The following is a 21,473-nucleotide window of genomic DNA, read 5'->3' on the forward strand; positions in this document are numbered from 1 at the left end:
ACCAGCCCTAACCGCTAGAAGATTGATACGAAAGACTAATTTGCAACACCTGAAACGCTGGGCGGCGACCTTCAGGCGACATAGGCATCGCGCGCAGCCTCGCTGGGACGTCGCTGGTGCTTGAAGAACTCCCACATGACCGCCGCCGAATCCGGCCCCTTGGACGAATGGAACGCGACGGTATCGTCGCCACCGGCCCATGAATGCCCGAGGCCGCGCACGATCGACGTCTTCACGACGCGCCGGCTGTTCTTGAAGTAATCGGTCACGACGCCGTCCGGATGCTTTTCCTCGCGCGCTTCGCCCGCGCGGCGATTGCCCGCCGCATCGATGAAACCGTTCAGCCGCAGAAACTGTTTCGCCAGTTGTGTGGCATTCGCAGCCGTCACCACGGAGTCCAGCTCGCCGTGCACGATGACCGCAGGCATGCCCGGATAGTCGCGGACGTCGACGGCAGCGTCGATCAGCGCAACGGGATCGCTGCGCGCGCCACGGCGCATCACGTCCATCGCACCGATGGCCGAGCGCGCCTCGCCGAACACCACGCCCGAATGCAGGCCGACGGCGGCGAACATGTGCGGATAACGTACGGCGAGCAGCGCCGCGAGCCCGGCACCGGCCGACATCCCCGCGACATACACGCGCTCCGCATCCAGATCGTGCTGCTCGACGACCGCATTCACCAGCGATACGACCGACGCCGCCTCGCCGCCGCCGCTTCCGGCATCGTCATACCAGCGCCAGCAGCGATGCGCGTGATCGTGCTTCGACTGCTCGGGGAACAACACGGCGAAACCGTATCTGTCAGCGAGAAGATTGATGCGCGTGCCTTGCGCGAATTCGTCGGCGTTCTGTTTGCAGCCGTGCAGCATCACGACGAGCGGCATCGGCTCGGACCCGGCTTTGGGCGGCATATAGAGCGCGTACGACATGTGATTCACAAAGCGCCCGGCCGTGGGCGGCGCCGAGTGGTACGAGCGCGCCCACTTGCCGCGCGCCCACGCCGACGCACGCGGACGAACGCGCGATTCGCGCACCGCCGGCCGCGCGGCGGCACTGGGCGCGACCGTCGCTTTCGCGGCCGTGCGTGGCTTGAGTTTCGATTTGGTGGTCTTCACGCGCGCGGGCTTGGCCGCCGCGCGGGGCTTCGGTGAGCGAATTGCATCCACCTGGCCGGCGACCAGGCGTCTCAAGCCGCGCAACCAGAGCTTGGTAAGGCTTTTTGACATTGGGCTGGGTCCTCCACAAACGTGCAATCGGATGACGCGTCGAAACGCGTCGGGTTGTGCAGTGCACAATAGCACTAAACCGCGTTGACGACGCGCGCCCCGAACTCACATATCGGGATGAATTAACAGCAATTCAACAAAAAAGCCAAAATTAAACGAAAGTTACGCGATGTAACGGGCAGACTGCTCGGGCGATTGGCGCATAATTCAGCATGATCCCAAGCGTTATACTGCTATAAATTTGCGGCGTCGCATTTGGCGTACTCTCGGAGTCGCGGGCCATTTCTGGCGTGACTGCCGCAGTGCAGCAACCCTCATTCCCAAGAGTAGCAATGAACGTGGATTTATCTTTTTCCGCCTGGATTTTCGTGACCGCGCTCGGCAGCGTCGGCGTGATGGGACCGGTGGCGCTCATCGTCGCCGCGTGGCTCGCGCTCGGCTATCGCTGGAAATACGCCGGCGCGTGGCTCGCGCTGCTCGGCGCGGCAAGCGGCCTCGTCGCGTTGAGCAAGATCGCGTTCATCGGCTGGGGAATCGGCGTGCGTCATCTCGATTTCACCGGCATCAGCGGACATGCGTTGATGTCGACGGCGGTTCTGCCCGTCGCGATCTTCGTCGCGCTCTTGCCCACGCGTGGTGCAGTGCGCGCCATCGGCGTCGCGCTCGGTCTGATGCTGGGAATCTGGGTCGGCGTGTCACGCGTCGTGCTCGACGCGCATTCGGTCTCGGAAGTGGTCGCGGGCTGCGCGCTCGGCGCGGTGGTCGCGCTCGCGTTCGTGTGGATCGCGTGGCGGGCCGAGTCCGGCAAGCTCGCGCCCGCGCCCGTCGCCGCGAGTCTCGCGGCGGTCGTCGTGGCCTTGCATGGCGTGCCCGTGCCGACGCAGCACTGGATCACGGAAATCGCGCTCGGGCTGTCGGGCCACGAGCGTCCCTATGTGCGGGCGAGCTGGAAGGCGAAAATCTATCGCGCGCCGGATCGCCGCACCGAACTGCCGCCGGAGCAACGCGCGGCCGCCTGATACGGCCGTCGCGTTCGCAGTGCGCGCTGCTTAGTCGTTCACGCCGATGATCACGCTCGACGCCTTGATCACCGCCACGGCCTTCTGACCTTGCGCGAGGCCGAGCGTATCGGCGCTCTGGTTCGTGATGATCGCGGTGATGGTCGTGCCGCCGTCGAGCGACAGCGAAACTTCCGCATTGACCGCGCCCTTCGTCACGCTGGCAACCGTGCCACGCAATTGATTGCGCGCCGACAGCTTCGCGTTCGTGTCTTCCATCAGCATGACCCACGACGCCTTGATGAGCGCGAACGCGTCGCCGCCTTCCTTCAGCCCGAGCGATTGCGTGCTCTCGTGCGTCACGACCGCGACGATCGTCTGACCGCCCGGCAAGCCGAGTTCGATTTCATCGTTGACCGCACCGCGCGTGACTTTCGTTACCTTGCCGGCCAGTTGGTTGCGTGCGCTTGTTTTCATGCCTAGTCTCCCGATCAGTTGCCAGTCATGGGCGAAGCCGTCGATGGCCGCGCCCGCCCGTTCCAGAAATTTTCGATGCTCGCGTTCGATCGTGCGGAACGTGTCGATGAGACGAAGCGCGGCCGGCGTGAGCACCGTGCCGCCGCCGCCCTTGCCGCCGACCGCGCGTGTCACGAGCGGCTCGCCGGCCAGGTTATTCATCGTATCGACTGCATCCCACGCGGCCTTGTAACTCATGCCGACGGCCTTCGCCGCGCCGGTGATCGATCCCGCGTCGCGAATCGCCGCCAGAAGCGCGATGCGCGCCGCGCCGCCGAGCGTCTCGGTGCCGCTTCGCAGCCATACGGAGCCGCCGAGTTCCAGCGGATCGCGCACGTTCGACGGTGCTGTCTTACTCATCTGTCGCCTTTGCGGACCGTGCCGGATCAATGAACGCGTGACGCATTATATCGATGCCTTCAGACGCGGACGACGCATCGCGCGAAGCAGCCGCTCGCCCTCCTGCGCGTCCTTCCTCGCCGACGCCGCGCCCCACGCCCGCGCGAAGCCGCGCTGGTAATCGCTGGCTTCCGGAATCGACGCGAGCCGATCGGCGGCGACGGCCGCATCGTTCGCCTCGCCGAGTGCCGTCTGCAGCTCGCCGAGCAGCTTCGCGGTGTCCTTGCGCGTGCGCCGCGACGTGACCGAGCGGAAGAATTCGAGCGCATAGCGCAGCCGCTTCGCATGAATGCGCACGCGATGCCGCTCATGCGCTTCGAGCAACGCGAGATCGGGCACGCGCGCGATGCGCCGGTAGTCCTTGCGGATGCGCTTTTCGGCGTAGCTCACGAAGCGCGTCGGCGACGCGTCCTCTTGCGAGGCGAAGCGGGCGAGCCATTCGACGAACGCGAGCGTGAGACGCGCGTAGCGCTTCGACGCAAGCGCATCGCGCACCTTGTCCCGCGCGACGCGGCGCTTCACGTCCGCGGCAGCGATGAGCGTCTGCCAGCGCTCGGCGCTGTCGTCCGATTCGGCGTACGCGGGGAGCGTCTTGTCGACGAAGACGTCCCAGTCGCGCGCATCGGCCAGCAGATCGCCGAACCACGTCAGATCGGGCGCGATGCGGGTGCTCCAGACATCATCGACATAATCGCGAAAGAGTTTCAGCAAAGTCTTGAGCCGCCGCTGCGCGACGCGCAACTGGTGCACGTGCTCGTCGACGAGACCCGAGCGCGATGCCGCCGCGTTGCCGAACCACTGCCCCGCCACCGACGACGCGATCGCGACGAACGCTTCGCGGCGCGTCGCCGTGCGCGGAAGATCGAGCGTCGCCGCATACACCGGTTCCGCTTCCGACGCGTGCTCATCGTCCGGCGCGATGTAAAACGGCGCGGCATCGATCACTTCGCCCGCGACGCCGAAGACCGCATCGAGCGCACCGTTCACCGACGGCGCCGCGAGCCGCAACGTCGGCGGCGTTTGCGCGGACGTTTCGAGCGTCGCGAGGATGTCCGCGCCGTTCGCGTCGATGCGCCATTCGATGCGCTCGACTTCGAACTCGGGCGCAATAGCGTCAGGCGGCACGACGGTTTCGGGCTCCGTCTGCCGATACGCCTTCGCAAGCGGCCCGCGCAACGCTTCGTCGGCTTGTGCGAATTCGATCAGGGATGCCGACAGATCCTCGCCCGCAGGCCGGGCGAACGTCCGGTAGCGCATGAAACCGGGCATCGGCGCGCCTTCCGTCTCCACGGCGCATAGCGTGCGCGCGCCCTCCAGCGTTTCGACCGACAGCCGCCAGCCCGGCGCTTGCAGCGGAATCTCGCGCGTCGCGAAGCGTGTCGACAAAGGTGTCGCGCCCGCGAACGCGGCGATGCGCTGCAACGTCTCCGCGAGCGCGCAAATCGATCCGTCGTCCGATCCGCTGGATTGCAGCGTCACCTCGACCCACATCGTCATGAAGTCTCCCGGAGCGGTCTCGCGCCGCCCGTCAATTCATACGAAAGGCTCGTATTTCCCGAGTCATGAAATCGACACACGCACCGGGAAACATGGCCATTTGAGCTTCTGAAACGCTTCTCGTCTGCTTTTTCACCTTCCGATACGCCCTCGCGCAAGACCACCCAAGGACGCGACATGAACCAGATTGCCTTTCCCCAATCACGAGAAGGCCGCACGCTCGGCCAGCGGCTCGCGCTGCTGCTTTTTCTGCTCGCCATCGGCGTGGGCGCCGTGTATTGCGTCCTGCATCTGCTCGAAGATCTCGCGCCGGTGCGCGAATCGTCGGTGTTTCCGTATGTCCTGCTCGGCGTCGCGCTTCTGATCGCGCTCGGCTTCGAATTCGTCAACGGCTTTCACGACACCGCGAATGCTGTCGCAACCGTAATCTACACGCACTCTTTGACACCAAACTTAGCGGTTGTCTGGTCAGGCGCATGGAATTTCATCGGCGTGCTGATTTCGAGCGGCGCGGTCGCATTCGGCATCCTGCAACTGCTGCCGGTCGAGCTGATTCTCGGCGTCGGCAGCTCGCAGGGCTTCGCGATGGTCTTCGCGCTCCTGATCGCGGCGATCATCTGGAATCTCGGCACCTGGGCGCTCGGTCTTCCTTCGTCGAGTTCGCATACGCTGATCGGCTCGGTGATCGGCGTCGGCCTCATGAATCAGATGCTGCATGGAACCAACGGCACATCGGGTGTCGACTGGAGCCAGGCGATGTCGGTCGGCAAGTCGCTGCTGTTTTCGCCGATCATCGGCTTTGTACTCGCGGGCTTTCTGCTCTATGTGCTGAAGCTCGTCGTGCGCGTGCCGGCGCTCTACAAGGAGCCGGAGAAGAACACGCCGCCGCCGTTCTGGATCCGCTGCTTGCTGATCCTCACCTGCACGGGCGTGTCGTTCGCGCACGGCTCCAACGACGGCCAGAAGGGCATGGGCCTCATCATGCTGATCCTGATCGGCACCGTGCCGACCGCCTACGCGCTCAACAAGGCCGTGACGGCGAACGAGACGCAGACCTTCGTCGCCGTGAGCCACAGCGCGTCCGACGTGCTGCAGCGCTACAGCAACGGCGCGGCGCCGGCAGCCGACGCGCGCGGCCAGGTCGAAAAGTACGTGCAGACGAAGACGCTCGCGCCGGACACGATCGCGTCGCTGAAGAGCGTGGTCGATTCGATCGAATCGCAGATCCGCCCGAGCCAGACGATCGCCGACGTGCCGCAGGGCAACGTCCGCAACGTGCGCAACGAGATGTACATCGCGTCGGAAGCGCTGCGCATCATGGAGAAGCAGAAAGCGCCGGCCTTCTCCAGCGACGATGACGCCGTGCTCAACAACTACAAGAAGCAACTCGACCACGCGACCAAGTTCATTCCGACCTGGGTGAAGGTCGCCGTCGCGGTTGCGCTCGGTCTGGGCACGATGGTCGGCTGGAAGCGCATCGTGGTGACGGTCGGCGAGCGCATCGGCAAGACGCATCTGACGTATGGGCAGGGCGCGTCGGCGGAGCTCGTGGCGATGCTGACCATCGGCGCCGCCGATGTCTACGGCCTGCCGGTCAGCACGACGCACGTGCTGTCATCGGGCGTCGCGGGGACGATGGCGGCGAACGGCTCCGGCCTGCAATGGCGCACCGTGCGCAGCCTTGCGCTCGCTTGGATCCTGACGCTGCCGGTTTCGATCGCGCTCTCGGGCCTGCTGTTCTGGGCGTTTCGCGGCATTTTCTGACCGGTTCTTTGCGACGAACTGCACGGCGGCTTTCAAGCGCCGTGCAACTTTTGCCCGCCCTGCCTCGTTTCGCCTCTCCTTTTCGACAATCGTATGCTCACGCGGGCGTTGCTTCGATCCGCGGAACGCCTTGTGCCACGGTCTTTCGGGCTTACTGGCACGACCGTTGCTCTTCTCCTCTCGTCGATCGCACATCTGATCGTGCCGGCGGCCACGAGCCGCCGTTCCCCTGGCGCATGACTGTCGATGACAGTTGGGAGGCTGCGCCGGACGCCGGTCCGTCCCGCGGTCATTTGAACAAAGGAGAAGTCGAATGACGATCGGAACCATACTGCTGATCATCCTGATCCTGCTCTTGATCGGCGCCATACCTTCCTGGCCGCACAGCCGCAGTTGGGGCTACGGGCCGAGCGGGATTCTCGGCGTCGTGCTGGTCGTGGTGATCGTTCTGTTGTTGATGGGTCGGTTGTGACATAGCGCGGCCCGTCTGGCCGCAAAAGCAAAAAGGGGCGCTCCGTTCGGGCGCCCCTTTTTGCTGTTCGTGCCTCGCGCACGCGTTCTAGACGCGCATCACCTGTCCGTTCGGCTCGATCTTGCGCGGAATGACCGGCACGGCCGGCTTCGGCGACGCCGACTTCGGACGCGGCGTGGCGGAAGGCTGCTCGATGGCGGCCCTGTCGGCGACCTGCTTCACCGACGTCGCGCTCTTGTGCTTTTTCCTGGCCGCGGCGGTCTGCGCGGCCGCGTGTGTCTTGCTCTTGCCCTTGACGGACTGTGCTTCGGGAGGATTCCAGACTTCCGTGTAGCGCTCGGCCGCAAAAAGCGACGACGAGCCGATCAGAAGAACGAGGATCAGGAATACGCGCTTCAAGTGATTCGCTCCAACGGTTAGTGGCCCGCTCTGCGCGAGAGGATGGCGTCGAGCGACTGCTCGGAGGTTTCCAGTTCGCGCAACGCGGCGTCTAGACGCTCGAGCGAGCGCGCGACGGATTGCCCGTCCTGCATGAAATCGGACTCGCCTCGCGTGGCGTCGAACGCCACGTTGACCGCGCGCGTCGCGCGCATGAAACGTTCGAGCGCAGCCGCTTCGAGCGGATCGTTGCGTGGAATCATCGGCAGGCTCCCTGTTGCAGACAAGCTGTACGAATATACAGTAAGCCGCCGCCACGGCAAACAGGCGGCACGCGGCGTGGTGAAAATGCCGAAGCACCTCTTGACCTGCGTTCGCGGCGTCTTTCGGCGGCATTTCGTCGCGGCTCCATGCGCCGCCGCTCGCGATTAAGTCGCCCTTAATTCTCACCCGACACACTCGTCTCGCGATCCGGCTCAATTGCCGCCGTCCGCATCGGACGGCCGGGTCATCACCGTGAGGAATGTGCCATGTCAGCCAACACTGCCGCGCGCCGAAGCTTTGCCAATCTCGCTCCGACGATGCGCAAACAGTACGCGCTCACGCTGCGCGAATGCCGTCTGTCCCTGCCGGTCGAACCGTTGTGGGGACCGGCGTATCGCATGGTCGAATGGGTGCTGAAGAACGATCAGCGCGTGCAACGGCGCGTGCTTCCCGCCGATTGCACGCCCTCGCAGATCGCGGATGCGCTCAAGTCCCACGTGCCGGGCCGCCGCTACGGTCCCACTGACGACGACGGCTGATCCGTCGCTGCGAGTCGAAACATTCATGGCATGCTTGTATTAATCCAAATGTGGACTAATATGTGAAACAAGTTCCTTTGGAGACTTAACGACATGTCCAACGCCGCACGCGCCGAACTTGCGCCGGCCAGCCGCCATGTGCCGCGCCCGGCACTGGATTCGGGCGATCTCTCTGCCGCCGGCCTGCGCGCGTTCTTCAATATCGCGCGCGACTGGGCGCTTTCGGCCGAAGAGCAGATCACGCTGCTCGGTTCGCCCGGCCGCTCGACCTATTTCAAGTGGAAGCAGGACCCCGGATCCGCACGGCTCGCGCGCGACACGCTGGAGCGCCTCTCGCTGATTCTCGGCATCTACAAGGCGCTGCAGATCCTCTTGCCCGATCCCAAAGCCGCCGATACCTGGATCCGCCGCCCTAACGCCGCGCCGCCCTTCGGCGGCCATCCGGCGCTCGATCGCCTGCTGGCGGGCAATATCAGCGACCTCGTCGCCGTGCGCCAGTACCTCGATGCGATGCGAGGCGGCTGGGCGTGATGGGGATAGCATTCAGCAAGGACGAATCGAACTGGCGCGAACGGTGGCCCCACAGCTTTATCGACTGGTCGCCTGCGTATCGCGTGATTCCCACGCGTTTTCCGGCCGTCAATCTGTTCGACCGCGTGGCGTCGCCACAGGATTTCGAAGCGCTCTATGCGCTCGAAGCGATGACCAACGACCGCCTGCGCACCGAAGTCGGTGAACTCGATCTCGTGCCGCCCGACGAACGCTGTTTCGGGCCGGGTTGCGGGCCGATCATGGCCGCGTTCACGCATCTGAATCCGAACGGCAGCCGCTTTTCCGATGGCAGCTACGGCGTGTTCTACTGCGGCCGGGAACGGCAGACCGCGATCGCGGAGACGCGCTATCACGCCGGTCTCTTTCTCGCGGCGACGAACGAAGCGCCGCTGCGCCAGCAGATGCGCCTCTATACGGTGATGGCGCGCGGCGAAGTCGTCGATCTGCGCGGCGACGCGATCGTACAGGCGGGCCTCGATCCGCGCATTCTCGCGCCGGACGACTACGGCCCGGGCACGGCGCTCGGACGCGCGGTGCGTGCGGCAAGCGCGCCGGGGATCGCGTATCCGTCGGTGCGCGATCCGGAGGGCGAATGCCTCGCCGCGCTGCGCACGACCATGCTGCGCGACTGCCGGCACGCGGCGTATCTGGAATACAACTGGAACGGCGAGACGATCGACTATGTCTTCGAGCTGAATCAGGTCGGCTGAGCGGGCAAACGTTTCACATGCTTCAACGGATCGCGATTGCCGTTTCGGTGCGCGTGCGCGCGAGCTTCTTCGAAGCCGGGCGCGCCGCTTTCCTCGCCGGCTTCTTCGCGACATGCTCCAGCGCCTGCGCTGCCACGTTCTTGCCGCTCGCCTTCAGCCCGCCGGCGCGCGCCTTGCGGCTCGATTCCGATAGCAATCTGGTCAGGCGCGCGTCGGCTGGCGCCTCGCCCTTGCGGTTCTTGCGCGCCGCCTCGCGCGTGCGGCGCTTCGCTTCCTTTTCGAGGAAGATCGCGAGCGCGGCCTCGTCGGTCTTGAGTCCGTGGCGGCGCGACGCGGACATCGTCTCGGCGAGCTCGCCGGCCTCGAACGCGTCGATCACCGCCGGATGCACGTAGCACTTGCGGCACACTGCGGGCGTGTTGCGCAGCAGTTGCGCGACTTCCTTGATCGTGCCGACGATATGCCTGCGCGCCTCCGTCACGGTCTCCCATTTCAGCCGTCTGAGCGCCGCGAGCGCGAACACGCTGCCGGCCCACGTCCGATAGTCCTTCGCGGTGAAATCCGCGCCCGTGATCTCGTGGAGATAGTCGTTGATATCGGATGAAGAGACGGTGTGGCGCGTGCCGTCCGCATCGAGATACTGGAAGAGATCCTGGCCCGGCAAGTCCATGCAGCGTTTGACGATGCGCGCGACCCGCGTGTCGCTGACCGCGACATCGTGCTCGATGCCGCTCTTGCCGCGGAACCTGAACCTCAACGTGCCCGCCGATACTTTCAGATGGCGCTTCCTGAGCGTCGTCAGTCCGTACGAGCGATTCTCACGCGCATATTCCTCACTGCCGACGCGGATGAGCGTCGTGTCGAGCAGGCGCACAACGGTCGCGAGCACCTTGTTGCGCGGCATGCCGTCGAGTTTGAGATCGCGTGCGACGCGCGATCGCAGCTTCGGCAGCACCACGGAAAACGCGAGCATGCGCTCGTACTTGTTGGCGTCGCGGGTTTCGCGCCATTGCGCGTGATAGCGATATTGCTTGCGCCCGCGCGCATCGCGTCCGGTTGCCTGGAGATGCCCGCGCGAGTCCGGGCAGATCCACACATCGGTATAAGCGGGCGGAACGGCGAGCGCATTGATTCGGCGAATCTCGGCTTCGTCGTCGATACGCTTGCCTTGCGTGTTGAAGTACGCGAATGCGCCGTCGATCCAGTCGCGCGTATAGCCGCGTCGCGAATCGTCCATGTAGCGCAGGCCCGGCGGCAAATCTTCCGGACAGCCCTGCACGCCGCCCGTCAGAACGTCGCTGGCCCCGCCGCCTGTCTCGTTGTTCGTTCCGATTCTCGCCACCGCGCGCCTCGCCTGATTGTCGTTCGAGTCATGGCGATGCAGCGAGCAACGTGCGTGCCGGAGCGGCCGCCCGTGCGAGCAGGCAGGGAAAATCAGGGCAGCGCGAGTTCGCGCGCGCCTTCGGAGGCGGCCCAGCGCTCCTTCACGGACCAGCGCTCCTCGGTGCCGGCCTGAACAATCGTGAGCCGGCCTTCAGGCGCGAATGCGCACGTATCGATGTAAATCTGCGAGCCGATCTGCTTCACCGCGCGCGTCGGCGTATGGCCGCAGTAGGTCGGCGACAGGCCGAGCTGCTGCTGCGGGTCCGCGTGACCGAGCGCGAGTCCGCGGCCCCACAGAATCTGGCTGCGCACGTCTTCGTGGAACTCGCCGGCGTCGAGTTCGGCGTCGTTGCCGAAAAACTCCGCGTGCAGCACGTTGAAGCGCCGCTCACCCTCACCGACGATGCGCACGAGTGGCAGCTTCGCGAGCCGCGCGGCGAGCGCGGCGAGTTGATCGTCGGGGACCGTTTCGGCCCACGCGCCGCCGATCGCATACCACGACTGACGGCGCATCGTGCCTGCCGCCACGGAGATCAGCGAATCCTCGTGATTGCCGAGCACCGGATAAAACCACGGCTTGTCGATGAGATCGACGGCCGCGAGCGAGTCCGTGCCGCGATCGACCAGATCGCCGACGGAAAATAGCCGGTCCCGCGCACCATCGAAGCCGATTTCGCGCAACAGATAGCGCAGCGCATCCACGCAGCCATGCAGATCGCCGACCACGAAATCGCGGCCGATATCATTGGCAGGATGCCTGCAGACGATAGGATAGGTAGGACCATTCATGCGCCCATGATAGCGCTGCTCAATGACGGAATGTGAGTGCTGGCTCGCTTTTGCAAGCAGTCCGCAAGCTGCATCCACACTCGTTACAATCGCGTTACCGGCGCGCCCGAAACACGCGTAAAAGCTGCCGCACGTGCTTGTCGGGAACCGTATTTATTGCGTCATCAAGCGAAGCCGAGCGACCGCTTTCGCATCGGTCGTCGCGCGTGGATCGCCGAACTGGCGCGTTATGAAATTGCTCAACGCGGCGATCTGCTCGTCCGTCAGTTGCGCGGCGAACGCGGGCATCTGCGCGTAGGCATCGCGCGTCTGACGATTCACGCCGTGCAGGATCACGAGGACGAGATTGCTCGTCGTCGCTGTGCCGAGTGCGCCGGTCACGCCGTCGTGCACGAGCGCGGGAAACGGCTTGCTGCCCTCGCCCGTGATGCCGTGGCAACTGGCGCACGCGGCGGCATAGAGCCGTGCGCCGTCGGTGTCGAGCGCCGTGATATCCGTGCGGGCTGGCCGGCCGAAGCTCGTGCGCGAGCGCGCGTCCTTCACCGCGACGGGCGGCACGGCGCGCATATACGCGATCATCGCGCGCAGATCGGCGGTCGTCAGGAATTGCGTGCTCGTGGACACGACTTCCGCCATCGGTCCGATGGCATAGGCGCGGCCGGGCGCGGCGCCGGTCGACAGGAAGCGCAGCAGTTCATCGTCGCGCCATGCGCCGATGCCCGCAACGCGGTCCGGTGTGAGATTACCCGCCTGCCAGCCCGCGACGGTTGCGCCGCCAAGCCGCTCGCTTCGATTCAATCCGCCGAGCCAGTTGCGTGGCGTGTGACATTCGCCGCAATGCCCGAGCCCTTCGACGAGATACGCGCCGCGATTCCACTCCGCGCTCTTCGACGGATCGGGCACGAAGCGCCCCGGCGAAAAGTTGAACAGATTCCACAGCGTCATCAGCCAGCGCTGGTCGAACGGAAACGCGAGTGTGTTGCGCGGCGTTGCGGCGCGCACGGGCGGCACGGTAGCAAGCCAGGCGCGCATCGCGAGCAGATCGGCGTCGGAGAGCAGCGTGTACGCGGTGTACGGAAACGCCGGATAAAGCCGCTCGCCGTTGCGGCCGATGCCCTCGCGCATCGCGCGGACGAATTGCGCGTCGGTCCATGCGCCGATGCCCGTTTCCCGGTCGCTCGTGATGTTCGGCGCGAACACGTTGCCGAACGGCGTCGCGATCGGCCGGCCGCCCGCGAAAGGCCGCGCGGGATCGGCGGTATGGCAGCTCATGCAGCCGCCCGCGCGCACGAGATATTCGCCCTGAGCGGCTTTCGTTTGTGCCCTGGCGATGCCGTGCAGACACGCCAGCACGACGATCAGGCACGCGAGCCGCGCGTTCATCGGAGCGACATTTCGATCGTACCGGCGAGTCGCAGCGACAGCGCCGCGATCGTCAGCGTGCAGTTGACCGACCCGCCCGCCGGCATCACCGCGCTGCCGGCGATGAAAAGATTCGGATGATCGTGCGCGCGGCAGTCGGCATCGACGACCGCATCGTTCGGATCGCGGCCCATGATCGCCGTGCCCATGATGTGGCTGCTCGCGCCGAGCGAATCGTCGTATTCGATTTCCGTGCCCTCGAACATGCCGGCGATGCGCTCGAACTGCGCGTGCGTATCGGCGGCGCTCCTGCGCACGTAATCGTCGATGGAATAGGCGATCTCCGGGCGCGGCAAGCCGAGCGCATCCTTTTGCGCCGACAGCGTCACGCGATTCGCGCCCGATGGCAATTGCTCGTGAAAGCTGCCGAACGTGAGCCTGCGCGCGCATTGCTCGCGGATCTGCCGGTCGAGCTCGCCGCCCGTCAGACCTCGGCCGACAAGATTCCAGGTGACGGCGAGCGTCGGCGCGGCGTTCGACAGATGCAGCTTCTTCGCCGCCTGCTGCGCGCGAAACGGGCCGTCGCGAAAATCGACGATCGAACTCATTTCCACCGGCCCGCGCCCCGGCCACAGCGCCTCGTTCGCGAGAAAGCTCACGCTCGCGCCGGGATGATCCATCAGATTGCGCCCGACCTGATCCGAGCCGTTGGCGATGCCCTTCGGATAGCGCGCCGACGCCGACATCAAAAGCAGCTTCGGCGTTTCGATGCCGTTCGCCGCGATCACGAAGCGCCTGCCGGTCACGCGCGTGCTCTGGCCGTTCGGGTCCTTGCAGTGAATCGCGACGATGTCTCCGCGATCGTTCGCCTCGATGCGATACGCGACCGCCTGCGCGATCAGCGTCGCGCCCGCGCGCTCGGCCTTGTCGGCGTGCGTGGCGGCGTGGTATAGCGCGCCGATCGGGCAAATGGGCATGCAATTGTTATTGCCGCAGCACGCGGGGCGCGCATCGTACGGACGGCTATTGCGCGCCATCGGCTCGGGCACGACGCGCAACGACTGCGCGCCGAGCACCTCGGCCACGCGCCGGTCCATCCATGAAAGCGGCAGCGCGCTCATCGGATACGGCGTGGAGCGCGCCGAGCCGAGATCGACGTCCGGGCCCGCGACGCCCAGCTCGGCTTCCGCCTGCCCGTACCAAGGCTCCAGCGTCTCGTAGGGAAACGGCCAGTCGCGCCCGACGCCGTATAGCGACTTCACGCGAAAATCGGCGGGCAAGAGTCGCCACGCGGCGCCGGCCCAATGCCACGTCGTGCCGCCGACGAGCCGCAGATATTGCGGCTGATACGGCATCGCGCCGCGATCGATGAGATACGCGCCGGGATTCATCGGCTCGGGGCGCGGCGCGTGACGCAACAGCGGATACGGCGCGCACAGGTCGCGCTTGTCGGCCACGCGGCGAAAGCTGTCGACGATCTGCCAGCGCGCGAGACGCGGCCCGGCTTCGAGCAGGATCACCGACGCGCCCGCCCTCGCCAGCCGATACGCGACGAGACTGCCCGCCACGCCCGACCCGACGACGACCACATCCGCCGAAGTGGAACCCGCCATGCGCGCGCCTTTGTCCTTGGTCGTGATACGGCGGTCCGGTTGTTAGGGCTTCTGCGCCCAGTCGGCCGGCTCGCCGCGGCAGTATGAGGGAATCGTGAGCATGTCGCCGACCGGATCGAACATCAGTGCGCGTTCGTACGCAACGACCTCGACATGCGGCGGCTCGCCGACCACGCCGAGATACCACGCACGCATCACCGCGCTGACTGTCTTCGCCAGTTCGGGATGCGTGGGTTCGAGCGCGGCGGTGATGATGTCGGTCGGCGTGCCGCCGTGCGTCGCGATCCATTGATTCAGCGCGGCGATCTTCGCGGCGAATCCGGGAATGTTGCGGGCGAGCGCGGCGTGCACGCGGTCGGCCAGAAGCGGATCGAAGCTCGCGCGGCCGGTGAGTCGCGCCGATACCGCGAGAAACGTATCGAATCCGGGTGCGCGCGCCTGTTGAGCGCGCAGCGGCGGCAACGCCCACGCGGCGCACACGCCCGCCACGATACTCCGCCGCATCACGAAAGACATGCGCTCAGACGCTTTCATGCGCTTTCCTCAGGCTGCCGAAAGGTGGCCGGGCAATAATCGCAGGCATCGAGCGAAGCCTGGCTCTCATGCGGATAAAAACGAAATGAAGCAGATTCTCCCGCCCGTACTGCGCTACCGGCCGCGCGCCCTGATCGGCCTTCTGGTTGGTTGCGTCGTCGCCGCTTTGGTTCCGGCGCACGTGCGGCCGACCGCGCGAGCGCTGATCGGCTGGGACTCGGCAGTGTGGCTCTATCTCGTGCTGATCTGGCTGAAGATGGCGACCGCGCGCCAGAGCGACGTGCAGGCGCTCGCCGAACGCGAGGACGAGAACGCCGCGACCGTCCTGATGGTTGTGAGCGTCGCGGCGATCGCGAGCATCGTGGCGATCGTCATGGAGTTATCGACCGCGAAGAACATGGGCGCCGGAGCGGTGCTGCATTATGTGCTGACCGGCGCGACGATGCTCGGCGCCTGGTTCCTGATCCCGACGATGTTCACGCTGCACTACGCGCGCCATTACTATCAGTCGCCGGACAACGATCCCGCGCTCAGGTTTCCCGACCGGCATCTGAAGCCCGATTACTGGGACTTCCTCTACTTCTCCTTCACGATCGCGGTCGCGTCCCAGACCGCCGACGTCGCCCTCGCATCGACAGCCGCGCGCCGCACGGCGCTCGGGCAGGCGGTGCTGTCGTTCTTCTTCAATCTCGCGGTGCTCGGGCTCTCGATCAACATCGCCGCGAGCATGGTCGGCGGCTGAAACGACGCTGTCACGCGCGCTCCATAAGCTCGTCGGATACGCCGTGTAAAAACGCGGCGCGCGCCGCTGTCAGTTTTACACGCGGCACGTTCGTGCCGTTTCGCCGGCGCTCTTTTGGTGCCATCGGCGCACATGGACGGGCTGCACCGTACCCGCAATCGGTCTCGTGGCACACCGATTGCTGCACTGCGCCAGTCAGTTCCGACGAAACCCCGATCAGCGCTCGCATGCGCGGCTTTTCGCCCGCACGTTCCTCTTGCTCAGGAGCCCCATTTTGCCTTTGAACGTTCTGCTGGTCGCCTCCGAAGCCGTGCCGCTCGCCAAGACCGGCGGACTCGGCGACATGGTCAGCGCCTACGCCGCCGCGCTGCGCGAAGCCGGCGTCGATGCCACCATCCTGCTCCCCGCCTACCCGAACGCGATCGCTCAGGCGGAAGGTCTGAGCAAGGTCGGCACGCTCACAGGCCTGCCCGGCGGCGATGCGGCGCTGTTGCGCGGCCGTATGCCCGACACCGGCGTGCCCGTGTTGCTGCTGCGCTGTGACGCGCTCTATGCGCGCACCGGTCTCTATCAGGACGCGCAGGGCCGCGACTATCCGGACAACGCGATCCGCTTCGCGACGCTCTCGGCCGCCGCCGTCAGGATCGCCGAAGGCGTGCGCGGCGTGAAGAAGCCGGACATCGTTCATGCGCACGACTGGCATACGGGCCTCACGCCGCTCCTGATGAAGCACGCGGGCGTGCACGCGAAGAGCGTATTCACGATCCACAATCTCGCATTCCAGGGCAACTACGCGCTCTCGCTTGGTGCGTCGCTCGGCGTGCCGGAAAAATGGCTGGTGCATGCGCTCAGCGATCCGCAGAGCATCGAGTTCTACGGCGCGCTGAGTCTGATGAAAGCGGGCATCGTGCACGCCGATCGCGTGACGACCGTCTCCGAAACCTATGCGCGCGAGATTCTCACGCCGCGCTTCGGGCATCTGATGGAAGGCGTGCTGCAAAGCTGTGCGGACAAATTGCTGGGCGTGGTGAATGGCATCGACGAAGCAACGTGGGATCCCGCCGCCGATCCGCTCATCGAACGCAACTATTCATTCGACGACATGCGCGGCAAGCACGCCTGCAAGCGCGCGCTGCAACGCAAGTTTGGCCTGCCCGTCGATCCGTTCGCGCCGCTCATGGCGATCGGCAGCCGCATGACCGGTCAAAAGCTCGCCGATGTCGTGGTCGAGGCGCTGCCCCGGCTGCTCGAAAAACATCCGCGACTGCAACTCGCGGTGATCGGCAAGGGCGAAGCGTATATCGAGGCGGGCTTCAGAAAACTGGCGCAGGAATGGCCGGATCGCGTGGGCGTGTATATCGGATATGACGAACGGCGCGCGCATGCACTGCACGCGGGCGCGGATCTTCTGCTGCACGGCAGCCGCTTCGAGCCGTGCGGCCTGACGCAGATGTATGCGATGCGCTACGGCACGTTGCCGATCGCGTCGCGCGTGGGCGGCCTCGCCGACACGATCGTCGATGCAACGCAAAACGCGGCGCATGGCGTGCGCGACGTGCTGCGTCCATCGGCGTATCTGCGCGACGGCACGCACGACATGCCGATCGCGTCGATCCCCGCGCCGCGCGCCTCGCACGCGCCCACGGGCTTTCTCTTCGATGGCGAACGCGCCGCCGATGTCATCGACGCCGCGAGCCGCGCCCTCGATGCCTACATGCGTCCGCAAGTGTGGCGCGCGCTGCAGCGCAACGCGATGTCCTGCGATTTCGGATGGAACGAAGCCGTGACGACGATGGTCGCACTGTACGTCGGCCTGAGCGACGCGCGTCCGAGCCGGTCGACATTGCGTGCGCGCCGTGTTCCGGACGTCATGCAGGCACCCGCGCAGACCCACGCGCAGGATGCGCGTTCGCTTGCGCGCACCGCATGAGCATGGGCGGCGCAGTTGCTCCATAGTAGTGCCTTGATGCAAAGCCGAACCGGGCATTCGCAAGGGGCGCGGCACGCAACGTGCTGCCTCGCCCCGTGCGACGACCGAAGGAAGTCCCTTCAAGAACGATCGAAGGGAATGCTCCGAAGGAAATCACTTGGGATCGTGGCGCCCACCGTGAGCGCGGCCAGCGCTCGATGCACGGTGCATCGCGATACGCGGCCAGGCAGGCGTCGATTCACGCGGCGCCAGGGTGTAATCTGAGTTCCGCCTGAGCGCCGCGCGATTCCGTATGTGCGGACCGGCTCTTCAGCAGTTTGGCCCGTGAGCGTGATCGCGATTGATGCCCGCATCCCCGCCACCGCAGGACGACTCTGGAAAAGACGAACGATGGAAAACCATCAAGCTCATCATGCGTACGCGCCGCGTATTTACTTCATCGATCCCCTGCTCGTCGGCCCGCTCGCCAACTGGCCCGACCAGTTCAGACACGCGGCCGCGCTCGGCTTCGATCACGTCCTGATCGGCTCGCCGTTCGTGCCCGGCAGCAACGGGCACCGCGAAGCTGTCGCGGATCATCATCGGCTGCATCCTGTTTTCGAATCCGATGCGAGCGCATCCGATGGCCTGCGCCAGCTCGCCGACGCCGCGAAGAAACACAAGCTCACGCTGCTCGTCGATGTCGTGATCGATCGCGTGAGTGCGGAAGGCGGGCTCTATCAGGAGAACAAACACTGGTTCCAGCCCTTCGAGAGCGCCGATGCGCGGCTCGATCCGCGCAAGCCGCCGCGTCAGCGCGATGTCGCCTGGGCGAACTTCGCCGATGGCGAGTCCGCGCATCATCTGACCGAATGGTGGGCGCGCGAGCTGAACCTGCTCGCCGACGCGGGCATCGGCGGCTTTCGCTTCGATTCGCCCCATGCGGTGCCCGCGCACGTGTGGCGCAGGCTCGGCGCGGCCGTGCGCGAGAAGCATCCCGAGACGCGCTGGCTCGCATGGACCGTCGGCGTCACGCGCCATGATCTGCATGGTCTCGCCGACGCCGCCTTCGACGCCGTGTTCGCATCGACGCGCTGGTGGGACTTCAAGAGTGCGTGGCTCTTCGACGAGCACGCGGCGCTGTCGCGCATCGCATCGCCCATCACGTTTCCCGAAGACCCGTTCGGCGCGCGGCTCATCAGCGATCTCTCCGACACGAGCGACACCGCGCTCGTCGAACGCGCCTACACGCGCGTGCTCGACACCGCCGCCGCGCTCGGCACCGGCATCATGGTGCCGATGGGATTCGAGTATGGCGTCGGCCTGCCGATGTCGCCGCAATACGGCGTCGCCGCCGAATACGAACGTGCGAAGAACGAGAAGCGCATCGATCTCACAGCGCGCGTCAAACGTGCGAACGACTTGCAGCGCAACGTCGCCACGCTGTCGAGCGTCGGCGAACTGCGGGCGCTGACGGGCGCGGGCACGCCGTACGCGGCGCTGATCCGCGCGGATGGCGGCGATCTGCGCCACAGCAACGACGCCGTGCTCGCCGTGATCAATCCCGATCTCGTCGCGCCCGTGCATGTCGATACGCTGCATCTGCTCGAATCGGTGCCGGGCAATTACACGCGCTTCGCGCTTATCGACGATTCAATGGGGAAGGCCGAACGTCTCGCGCCCTTCACGTTGAAGGCGGGCGAAGTGCGGCTCTTCCGCGCCGAGGCCGAGCCCTTCATCCTGCTCGCGCAGCCGCAGGTGAAACGCGGCGCGAAGACCGCCGACAAGAAGGCGGTGACCGAGGCGATCGCCGCGCCGCGCGTGTCGATCGAAAGCGTGACGCCTTCGGTCGATCATGGCCGCTTTCCGGCGAAGCGCATCGTCGGCGAAGCGGTGGAGATTCAGGCCGCGATCTTCGCGGAAGGCCACGACAAGATCGCCGCTGCCGTGCAATGGCGCGCCGCCGACGAAACCGACTGGCACGAAGCGCCGATGCGCGCCGTGCAGCCCGCCGGCCTCGACTTGTGGAGCACGCGCATTCCGCTCGAACGCGTGGGCCGCCACGAGTTCGTCGTGATGGCGTGGCGCGACGATTTCGCGTCGCTCGTCGATCACATGCAGAAGAAGCTGAAGGCCGGGCAGACCGTCGAACTCGAAGTCGAGGAAGCGAAGCATCTGTTCGCGCTGATCCTGGCCGAAGTCAAGACCGCCGACGATCCCGACAGCGACAGCGCCCCGCTCGATGCGATCGTGAAGGAGTTCACGAAGGCCGACGACGCGCGCAAGCTCGAACTCACGCTTGCGCCCGCCACCGCGAAGGCCATTGCAGCGGCGCGCCATCGTCCGTTCCTGTCGCGCGATCCGGTCGTGTATCGCGTCGATGCGGAACGCGCCGCCGCGCGCTTCGCGAGCTGGTACGAGATCTTCCCGCGTTCTATGAGCGACGACGTAAATCGTCACGGCACGTTCATCGACGTGATCGGCAAGCTGCCGCGTATCCGCGAAATGGGTTTCGACGTGCTCTATTTCCCGCCGATCCATCCGATCGGCGTCGCGAATCGCAAGGGCAAGAACAACACGCTGACGGCAGGTCCGGGCGATGTCGGCAGCCCGTATGCGATCGGCGGCAAGGAAGGCGGACATACCGCCGTGCATCCGGAGCTCGGCAATCTCGACGACTTCAAGCGCATGCTCGAAGCCGCGCATGAACATGGACTCGAGATCGCGCTCGACTTCGCGGTGCAATGCTCGCCCGATCATCCGTGGCTCAAGGAACATCCGACGTGGTTCGCATGGCGTCCCGACGGCACTTTGCGTTATGCCGAGAATCCGCCGAAGAAGTATCAGGACATCGTGAATCCGGACTTCTATGCGCAGGACGCGAAGCCCGATCTATGGATCGGGTTGCGCGATGTGTTCCTGCACTGGATCGCGGCGGGCGTGCGCATCTTCCGCGTCGACAATCCGCATACGAAGCCGTTCCCGTTCTGGGAATGGGTGATCGGCGACGTGCGCGCGCGCCATCCCGACGTGATCTTCCTCTCCGAAGCGTTCACGCGGCCGCGCGTGATGAATCGTCTCGCCAAGCTCGGCTTCTCGCAGTCGTACACGTACTTCACGTGGCGCGAGAGCAAGCGCGATTTCATCGACTACATGCACGATCTCACGCAGACCGACGCGAAGGAATTCTTCCGCCCGAACTTCTTCGTGAATACGCCGGACATCAATCCGCGCTTTCTGCAAAGCTCCGGGCGTCCGGGCTTCGTGATTCGCGCGGCGCTGGCGGCGACCTTATCGGGCTTGTGGGGCGTGTACAGCGGCTGCGAACTGTGCGAGTCCGCCGCGCTGCCGAACAGCGAGGAGTATCTCGACTCCGAGAAGTATGAAATCAGGGCGTGGGACTGGAATCGTCCCGGCAACATCGTGACCGAGATCACCGCGCTCAATCGCATCCGCCGCGCGAATCCCGCGTTGCAGACGCATCTCGGCGTGAACTTCCTGCCCGCGCATAACGATCACATTCTGTTCTTCGAGAAGGCGAACGCATCGCGGGACAACGTCGTGCTCGTCGCGATCAATCTCGATCCGTTCAACGAGCAAGGCGCGGATATCGAGTTGCCATGGCAGACGCTCGAACGCTGGGGCGTGCACGAAGGCGATGCGCTCGCGGTCGAGGATCAGGTGACGGGCGAACGATTCGAATGGCGCGGACGGCGTCAGCACGTGCGGCTCGATCCGCATTCGCTGCCGTTCGCGATCTGGCGCATTTCACCGACATGGGGCTTGCCGAAGCCGCAGCCGGACAACGAAGGATGAATTCTCA

General features: G+C 65.5%; 19 protein-coding genes. 9 read left to right on the forward strand and 10 right to left on the reverse strand.

Features of this window, described 5'->3' with window-relative positions; translation table 11 throughout:
* Positions 1 to 71: 71 nt before the first annotated feature.
* Complete coding sequence (locus tag ACEN42_RS22420) at positions 72 to 1,229, reverse strand: PHB depolymerase family esterase (RefSeq protein ID WP_371881533.1); 1,158 nt, start codon at positions 1,227 to 1,229, stop codon at positions 72 to 74.
* Between the two features lie 332 nt (positions 1,230 to 1,561).
* Here ACEN42_RS22420 and ACEN42_RS22425 point away from each other — a divergent pair, with 332 nt between their 5' ends.
* Positions 1,562 to 2,248 (forward strand): phosphatase PAP2 family protein, encoded by a 687-nt coding sequence (locus tag ACEN42_RS22425; protein ID WP_371881534.1) that lies wholly within the window; start codon positions 1,562 to 1,564, stop codon positions 2,246 to 2,248.
* A 30-nt stretch (positions 2,249 to 2,278) separates the two neighbouring features.
* On the opposite strand, the gene ACEN42_RS22430 is transcribed toward ACEN42_RS22425, so the two are convergent.
* Both ACEN42_RS22430 and ACEN42_RS22435 read right to left on the reverse strand, forming a co-directional pair.
* Entirely contained in the window at positions 2,279 to 3,103 is an 825-nt protein-coding gene (locus ACEN42_RS22430; RefSeq protein WP_238214766.1) for a TOBE domain-containing protein, read from the reverse strand.
* A gap of 45 nt (positions 3,104 to 3,148) precedes the next feature.
* Positions 3,149 to 4,639, reverse strand: coding sequence for a CHAD domain-containing protein (locus ACEN42_RS22435; protein ID WP_371881535.1), 1,491 nt, complete (start codon positions 4,637 to 4,639; stop codon positions 3,149 to 3,151).
* Positions 4,640 to 4,816: 177 nt separating this feature from the next.
* On the opposite strand from ACEN42_RS22435, the gene ACEN42_RS22440 reads away from it, so the two are divergent.
* Positions 4,817 to 6,403, forward strand: coding sequence for an inorganic phosphate transporter (locus ACEN42_RS22440; RefSeq protein ID WP_187605553.1), 1,587 nt, complete (start codon positions 4,817 to 4,819; stop codon positions 6,401 to 6,403).
* A gap of 313 nt (positions 6,404 to 6,716) precedes the next feature.
* On the forward strand, positions 6,717 to 6,875 hold the full coding sequence (locus tag ACEN42_RS22445; protein WP_035502384.1) for a DUF3309 family protein: 159 nt from the start codon (positions 6,717 to 6,719) through the stop codon (positions 6,873 to 6,875).
* Between the two features lie 87 nt (positions 6,876 to 6,962).
* Here the strand turns inward: ACEN42_RS22445 and ACEN42_RS22450 are convergent, their stop codons facing one another.
* Positions 6,963 to 7,274: a hypothetical protein gene (locus ACEN42_RS22450; RefSeq protein ID WP_187605552.1), complete on the reverse strand. Its 312-nt coding sequence runs from the start codon at positions 7,272 to 7,274 to the stop codon at positions 6,963 to 6,965.
* Between the two features lie 17 nt (positions 7,275 to 7,291).
* Positions 7,292 to 7,516 carry a hypothetical protein gene (locus tag ACEN42_RS22455; protein ID WP_238214768.1) on the reverse strand — a complete coding sequence of 75 codons (225 nt, stop codon included), beginning with the start codon at positions 7,514 to 7,516 and terminating at the stop codon, positions 7,292 to 7,294.
* 267 nt (positions 7,517 to 7,783) lie between these two features.
* Here ACEN42_RS22455 and ACEN42_RS22460 point away from each other — a divergent pair, with 267 nt between their 5' ends.
* From ACEN42_RS22460 to ACEN42_RS22470, 3 genes are all read left to right on the forward strand, one after another.
* Entirely contained in the window at positions 7,784 to 8,056 is a 273-nt protein-coding gene (locus ACEN42_RS22460) for a DUF2866 domain-containing protein (protein WP_187605550.1), read from the forward strand.
* 93 nt (positions 8,057 to 8,149) lie between these two features.
* Entirely contained in the window at positions 8,150 to 8,587 is a 438-nt protein-coding gene (locus tag ACEN42_RS22465; RefSeq protein WP_371881536.1) for an antitoxin Xre/MbcA/ParS toxin-binding domain-containing protein, read from the forward strand.
* On the forward strand, positions 8,587 to 9,318 hold the full coding sequence (locus tag ACEN42_RS22470; RefSeq protein ID WP_371881537.1) for an RES family NAD+ phosphorylase: 732 nt from the start codon (positions 8,587 to 8,589) through the stop codon (positions 9,316 to 9,318). The genes ACEN42_RS22465 and ACEN42_RS22470 overlap by 1 nt, the downstream gene beginning before the upstream one ends.
* Positions 9,319 to 9,340: 22 nt before the next feature.
* Here ACEN42_RS22470 and ACEN42_RS22475 read toward each other — a convergent pair whose 3' ends face one another.
* From ACEN42_RS22475 to ACEN42_RS22495, 5 genes are all read right to left on the reverse strand, one after another.
* On the reverse strand, positions 9,341 to 10,660 hold the full coding sequence (locus ACEN42_RS22475; RefSeq protein WP_250484323.1) for a DNA topoisomerase IB: 1,320 nt from the start codon (positions 10,658 to 10,660) through the stop codon (positions 9,341 to 9,343).
* 92 nt (positions 10,661 to 10,752) lie between these two features.
* The gene (locus ACEN42_RS22480; protein ID WP_187605548.1) at positions 10,753 to 11,490 is read right to left on the reverse strand and encodes a metallophosphoesterase; all 738 of its coding nucleotides are present in this window, start codon (positions 11,488 to 11,490) and stop codon (positions 10,753 to 10,755) included.
* A gap of 153 nt (positions 11,491 to 11,643) precedes the next feature.
* Complete coding sequence (locus ACEN42_RS22485; protein ID WP_371881538.1) at positions 11,644 to 12,873, reverse strand: cytochrome c; 1,230 nt, start codon at positions 12,871 to 12,873, stop codon at positions 11,644 to 11,646.
* Entirely contained in the window at positions 12,870 to 14,465 is a 1,596-nt protein-coding gene (locus ACEN42_RS22490) for a GMC family oxidoreductase (RefSeq protein WP_371881539.1), read from the reverse strand. Before ACEN42_RS22490 ends, ACEN42_RS22485 begins: the two co-directional genes overlap by 4 nt.
* A gap of 42 nt (positions 14,466 to 14,507) precedes the next feature.
* The gene (locus ACEN42_RS22495) at positions 14,508 to 14,999 is read right to left on the reverse strand and encodes a sugar dehydrogenase complex small subunit (RefSeq protein ID WP_371881540.1); all 492 of its coding nucleotides are present in this window, start codon (positions 14,997 to 14,999) and stop codon (positions 14,508 to 14,510) included.
* Positions 15,000 to 15,084: 85 nt separating this feature from the next.
* On the opposite strand from ACEN42_RS22495, the gene ACEN42_RS22500 reads away from it, so the two are divergent.
* The 3 genes from ACEN42_RS22500 (at position 15,085) to ACEN42_RS22510 (ending at position 21,466) form a co-directional block, all read left to right on the forward strand.
* Positions 15,085 to 15,741: a DUF1345 domain-containing protein gene (locus ACEN42_RS22500; protein WP_371881541.1), complete on the forward strand. Its 657-nt coding sequence runs from the start codon at positions 15,085 to 15,087 to the stop codon at positions 15,739 to 15,741.
* 274 nt (positions 15,742 to 16,015) lie between these two features.
* A complete protein-coding gene (gene glgA, locus ACEN42_RS22505) occupies positions 16,016 to 17,671 on the forward strand; it encodes a glycogen synthase GlgA (RefSeq protein WP_371881542.1) in 1,656 nt (551 codons plus the stop codon).
* Positions 17,672 to 18,061: 390 nt separating this feature from the next.
* A complete protein-coding gene (locus ACEN42_RS22510) occupies positions 18,062 to 21,466 on the forward strand; it encodes a maltotransferase domain-containing protein (RefSeq protein ID WP_371881543.1) in 3,405 nt (1,134 codons plus the stop codon).
* The last annotated feature ends 7 nt before the right edge of the window (positions 21,467 to 21,473 follow it).

The sequence above is a fragment of the Caballeronia sp. S22 genome (assembly GCF_964261745.1).
In the GTDB taxonomy this organism is placed as follows: Bacteria; Pseudomonadota; Gammaproteobacteria; order Burkholderiales; family Burkholderiaceae; genus Caballeronia; species Caballeronia jiangsuensis.

Bases quoted from the DNA above. Each gene is read 5' to 3' on its own strand.
- ACEN42_RS22420 (WP_371881533.1), bottom strand. From the start codon at position 1,229: ATGTCAAAAAGCCTTACCAAGCTCTGGTTGCGCGGCTTGAGACGCCTG.
- ACEN42_RS22425 (WP_371881534.1), top strand. From the start codon at position 1,562: ATGAACGTGGATTTATCTTTTTCCGCCTGGATTTTCGTGACCGCGCTC.
- ACEN42_RS22430 (WP_238214766.1), bottom strand. From the start codon at position 3,103: ATGAGTAAGACAGCACCGTCGAACGTGCGCGATCCGCTGGAACTCGGC.
- ACEN42_RS22435 (WP_371881535.1), bottom strand. From the start codon at position 4,639: ATGACGATGTGGGTCGAGGTGACGCTGCAATCCAGCGGATCGGACGAC.
- ACEN42_RS22440 (WP_187605553.1), top strand. From the start codon at position 4,817: ATGAACCAGATTGCCTTTCCCCAATCACGAGAAGGCCGCACGCTCGGC.
- ACEN42_RS22445 (WP_035502384.1), top strand. From the start codon at position 6,717: ATGACGATCGGAACCATACTGCTGATCATCCTGATCCTGCTCTTGATC.
- ACEN42_RS22455 (WP_238214768.1), bottom strand. From the start codon at position 7,516: ATGATTCCACGCAACGATCCGCTCGAAGCGGCTGCGCTCGAACGTTTC.
- ACEN42_RS22460 (WP_187605550.1), top strand. From the start codon at position 7,784: ATGTCAGCCAACACTGCCGCGCGCCGAAGCTTTGCCAATCTCGCTCCG.
- ACEN42_RS22465 (WP_371881536.1), top strand. From the start codon at position 8,150: ATGTCCAACGCCGCACGCGCCGAACTTGCGCCGGCCAGCCGCCATGTG.
- ACEN42_RS22470 (WP_371881537.1), top strand. From the start codon at position 8,587: ATGGGGATAGCATTCAGCAAGGACGAATCGAACTGGCGCGAACGGTGG.
- ACEN42_RS22480 (WP_187605548.1), bottom strand. From the start codon at position 11,490: ATGAATGGTCCTACCTATCCTATCGTCTGCAGGCATCCTGCCAATGAT.
- ACEN42_RS22485 (WP_371881538.1), bottom strand. From the start codon at position 12,873: ATGAACGCGCGGCTCGCGTGCCTGATCGTCGTGCTGGCGTGTCTGCAC.
- ACEN42_RS22490 (WP_371881539.1), bottom strand. From the start codon at position 14,465: ATGGCGGGTTCCACTTCGGCGGATGTGGTCGTCGTCGGGTCGGGCGTG.
- ACEN42_RS22495 (WP_371881540.1), bottom strand. From the start codon at position 14,999: ATGAAAGCGTCTGAGCGCATGTCTTTCGTGATGCGGCGGAGTATCGTG.
- ACEN42_RS22500 (WP_371881541.1), top strand. From the start codon at position 15,085: ATGAAGCAGATTCTCCCGCCCGTACTGCGCTACCGGCCGCGCGCCCTG.
- ACEN42_RS22510 (WP_371881543.1), top strand. From the start codon at position 18,062: ATGGAAAACCATCAAGCTCATCATGCGTACGCGCCGCGTATTTACTTC.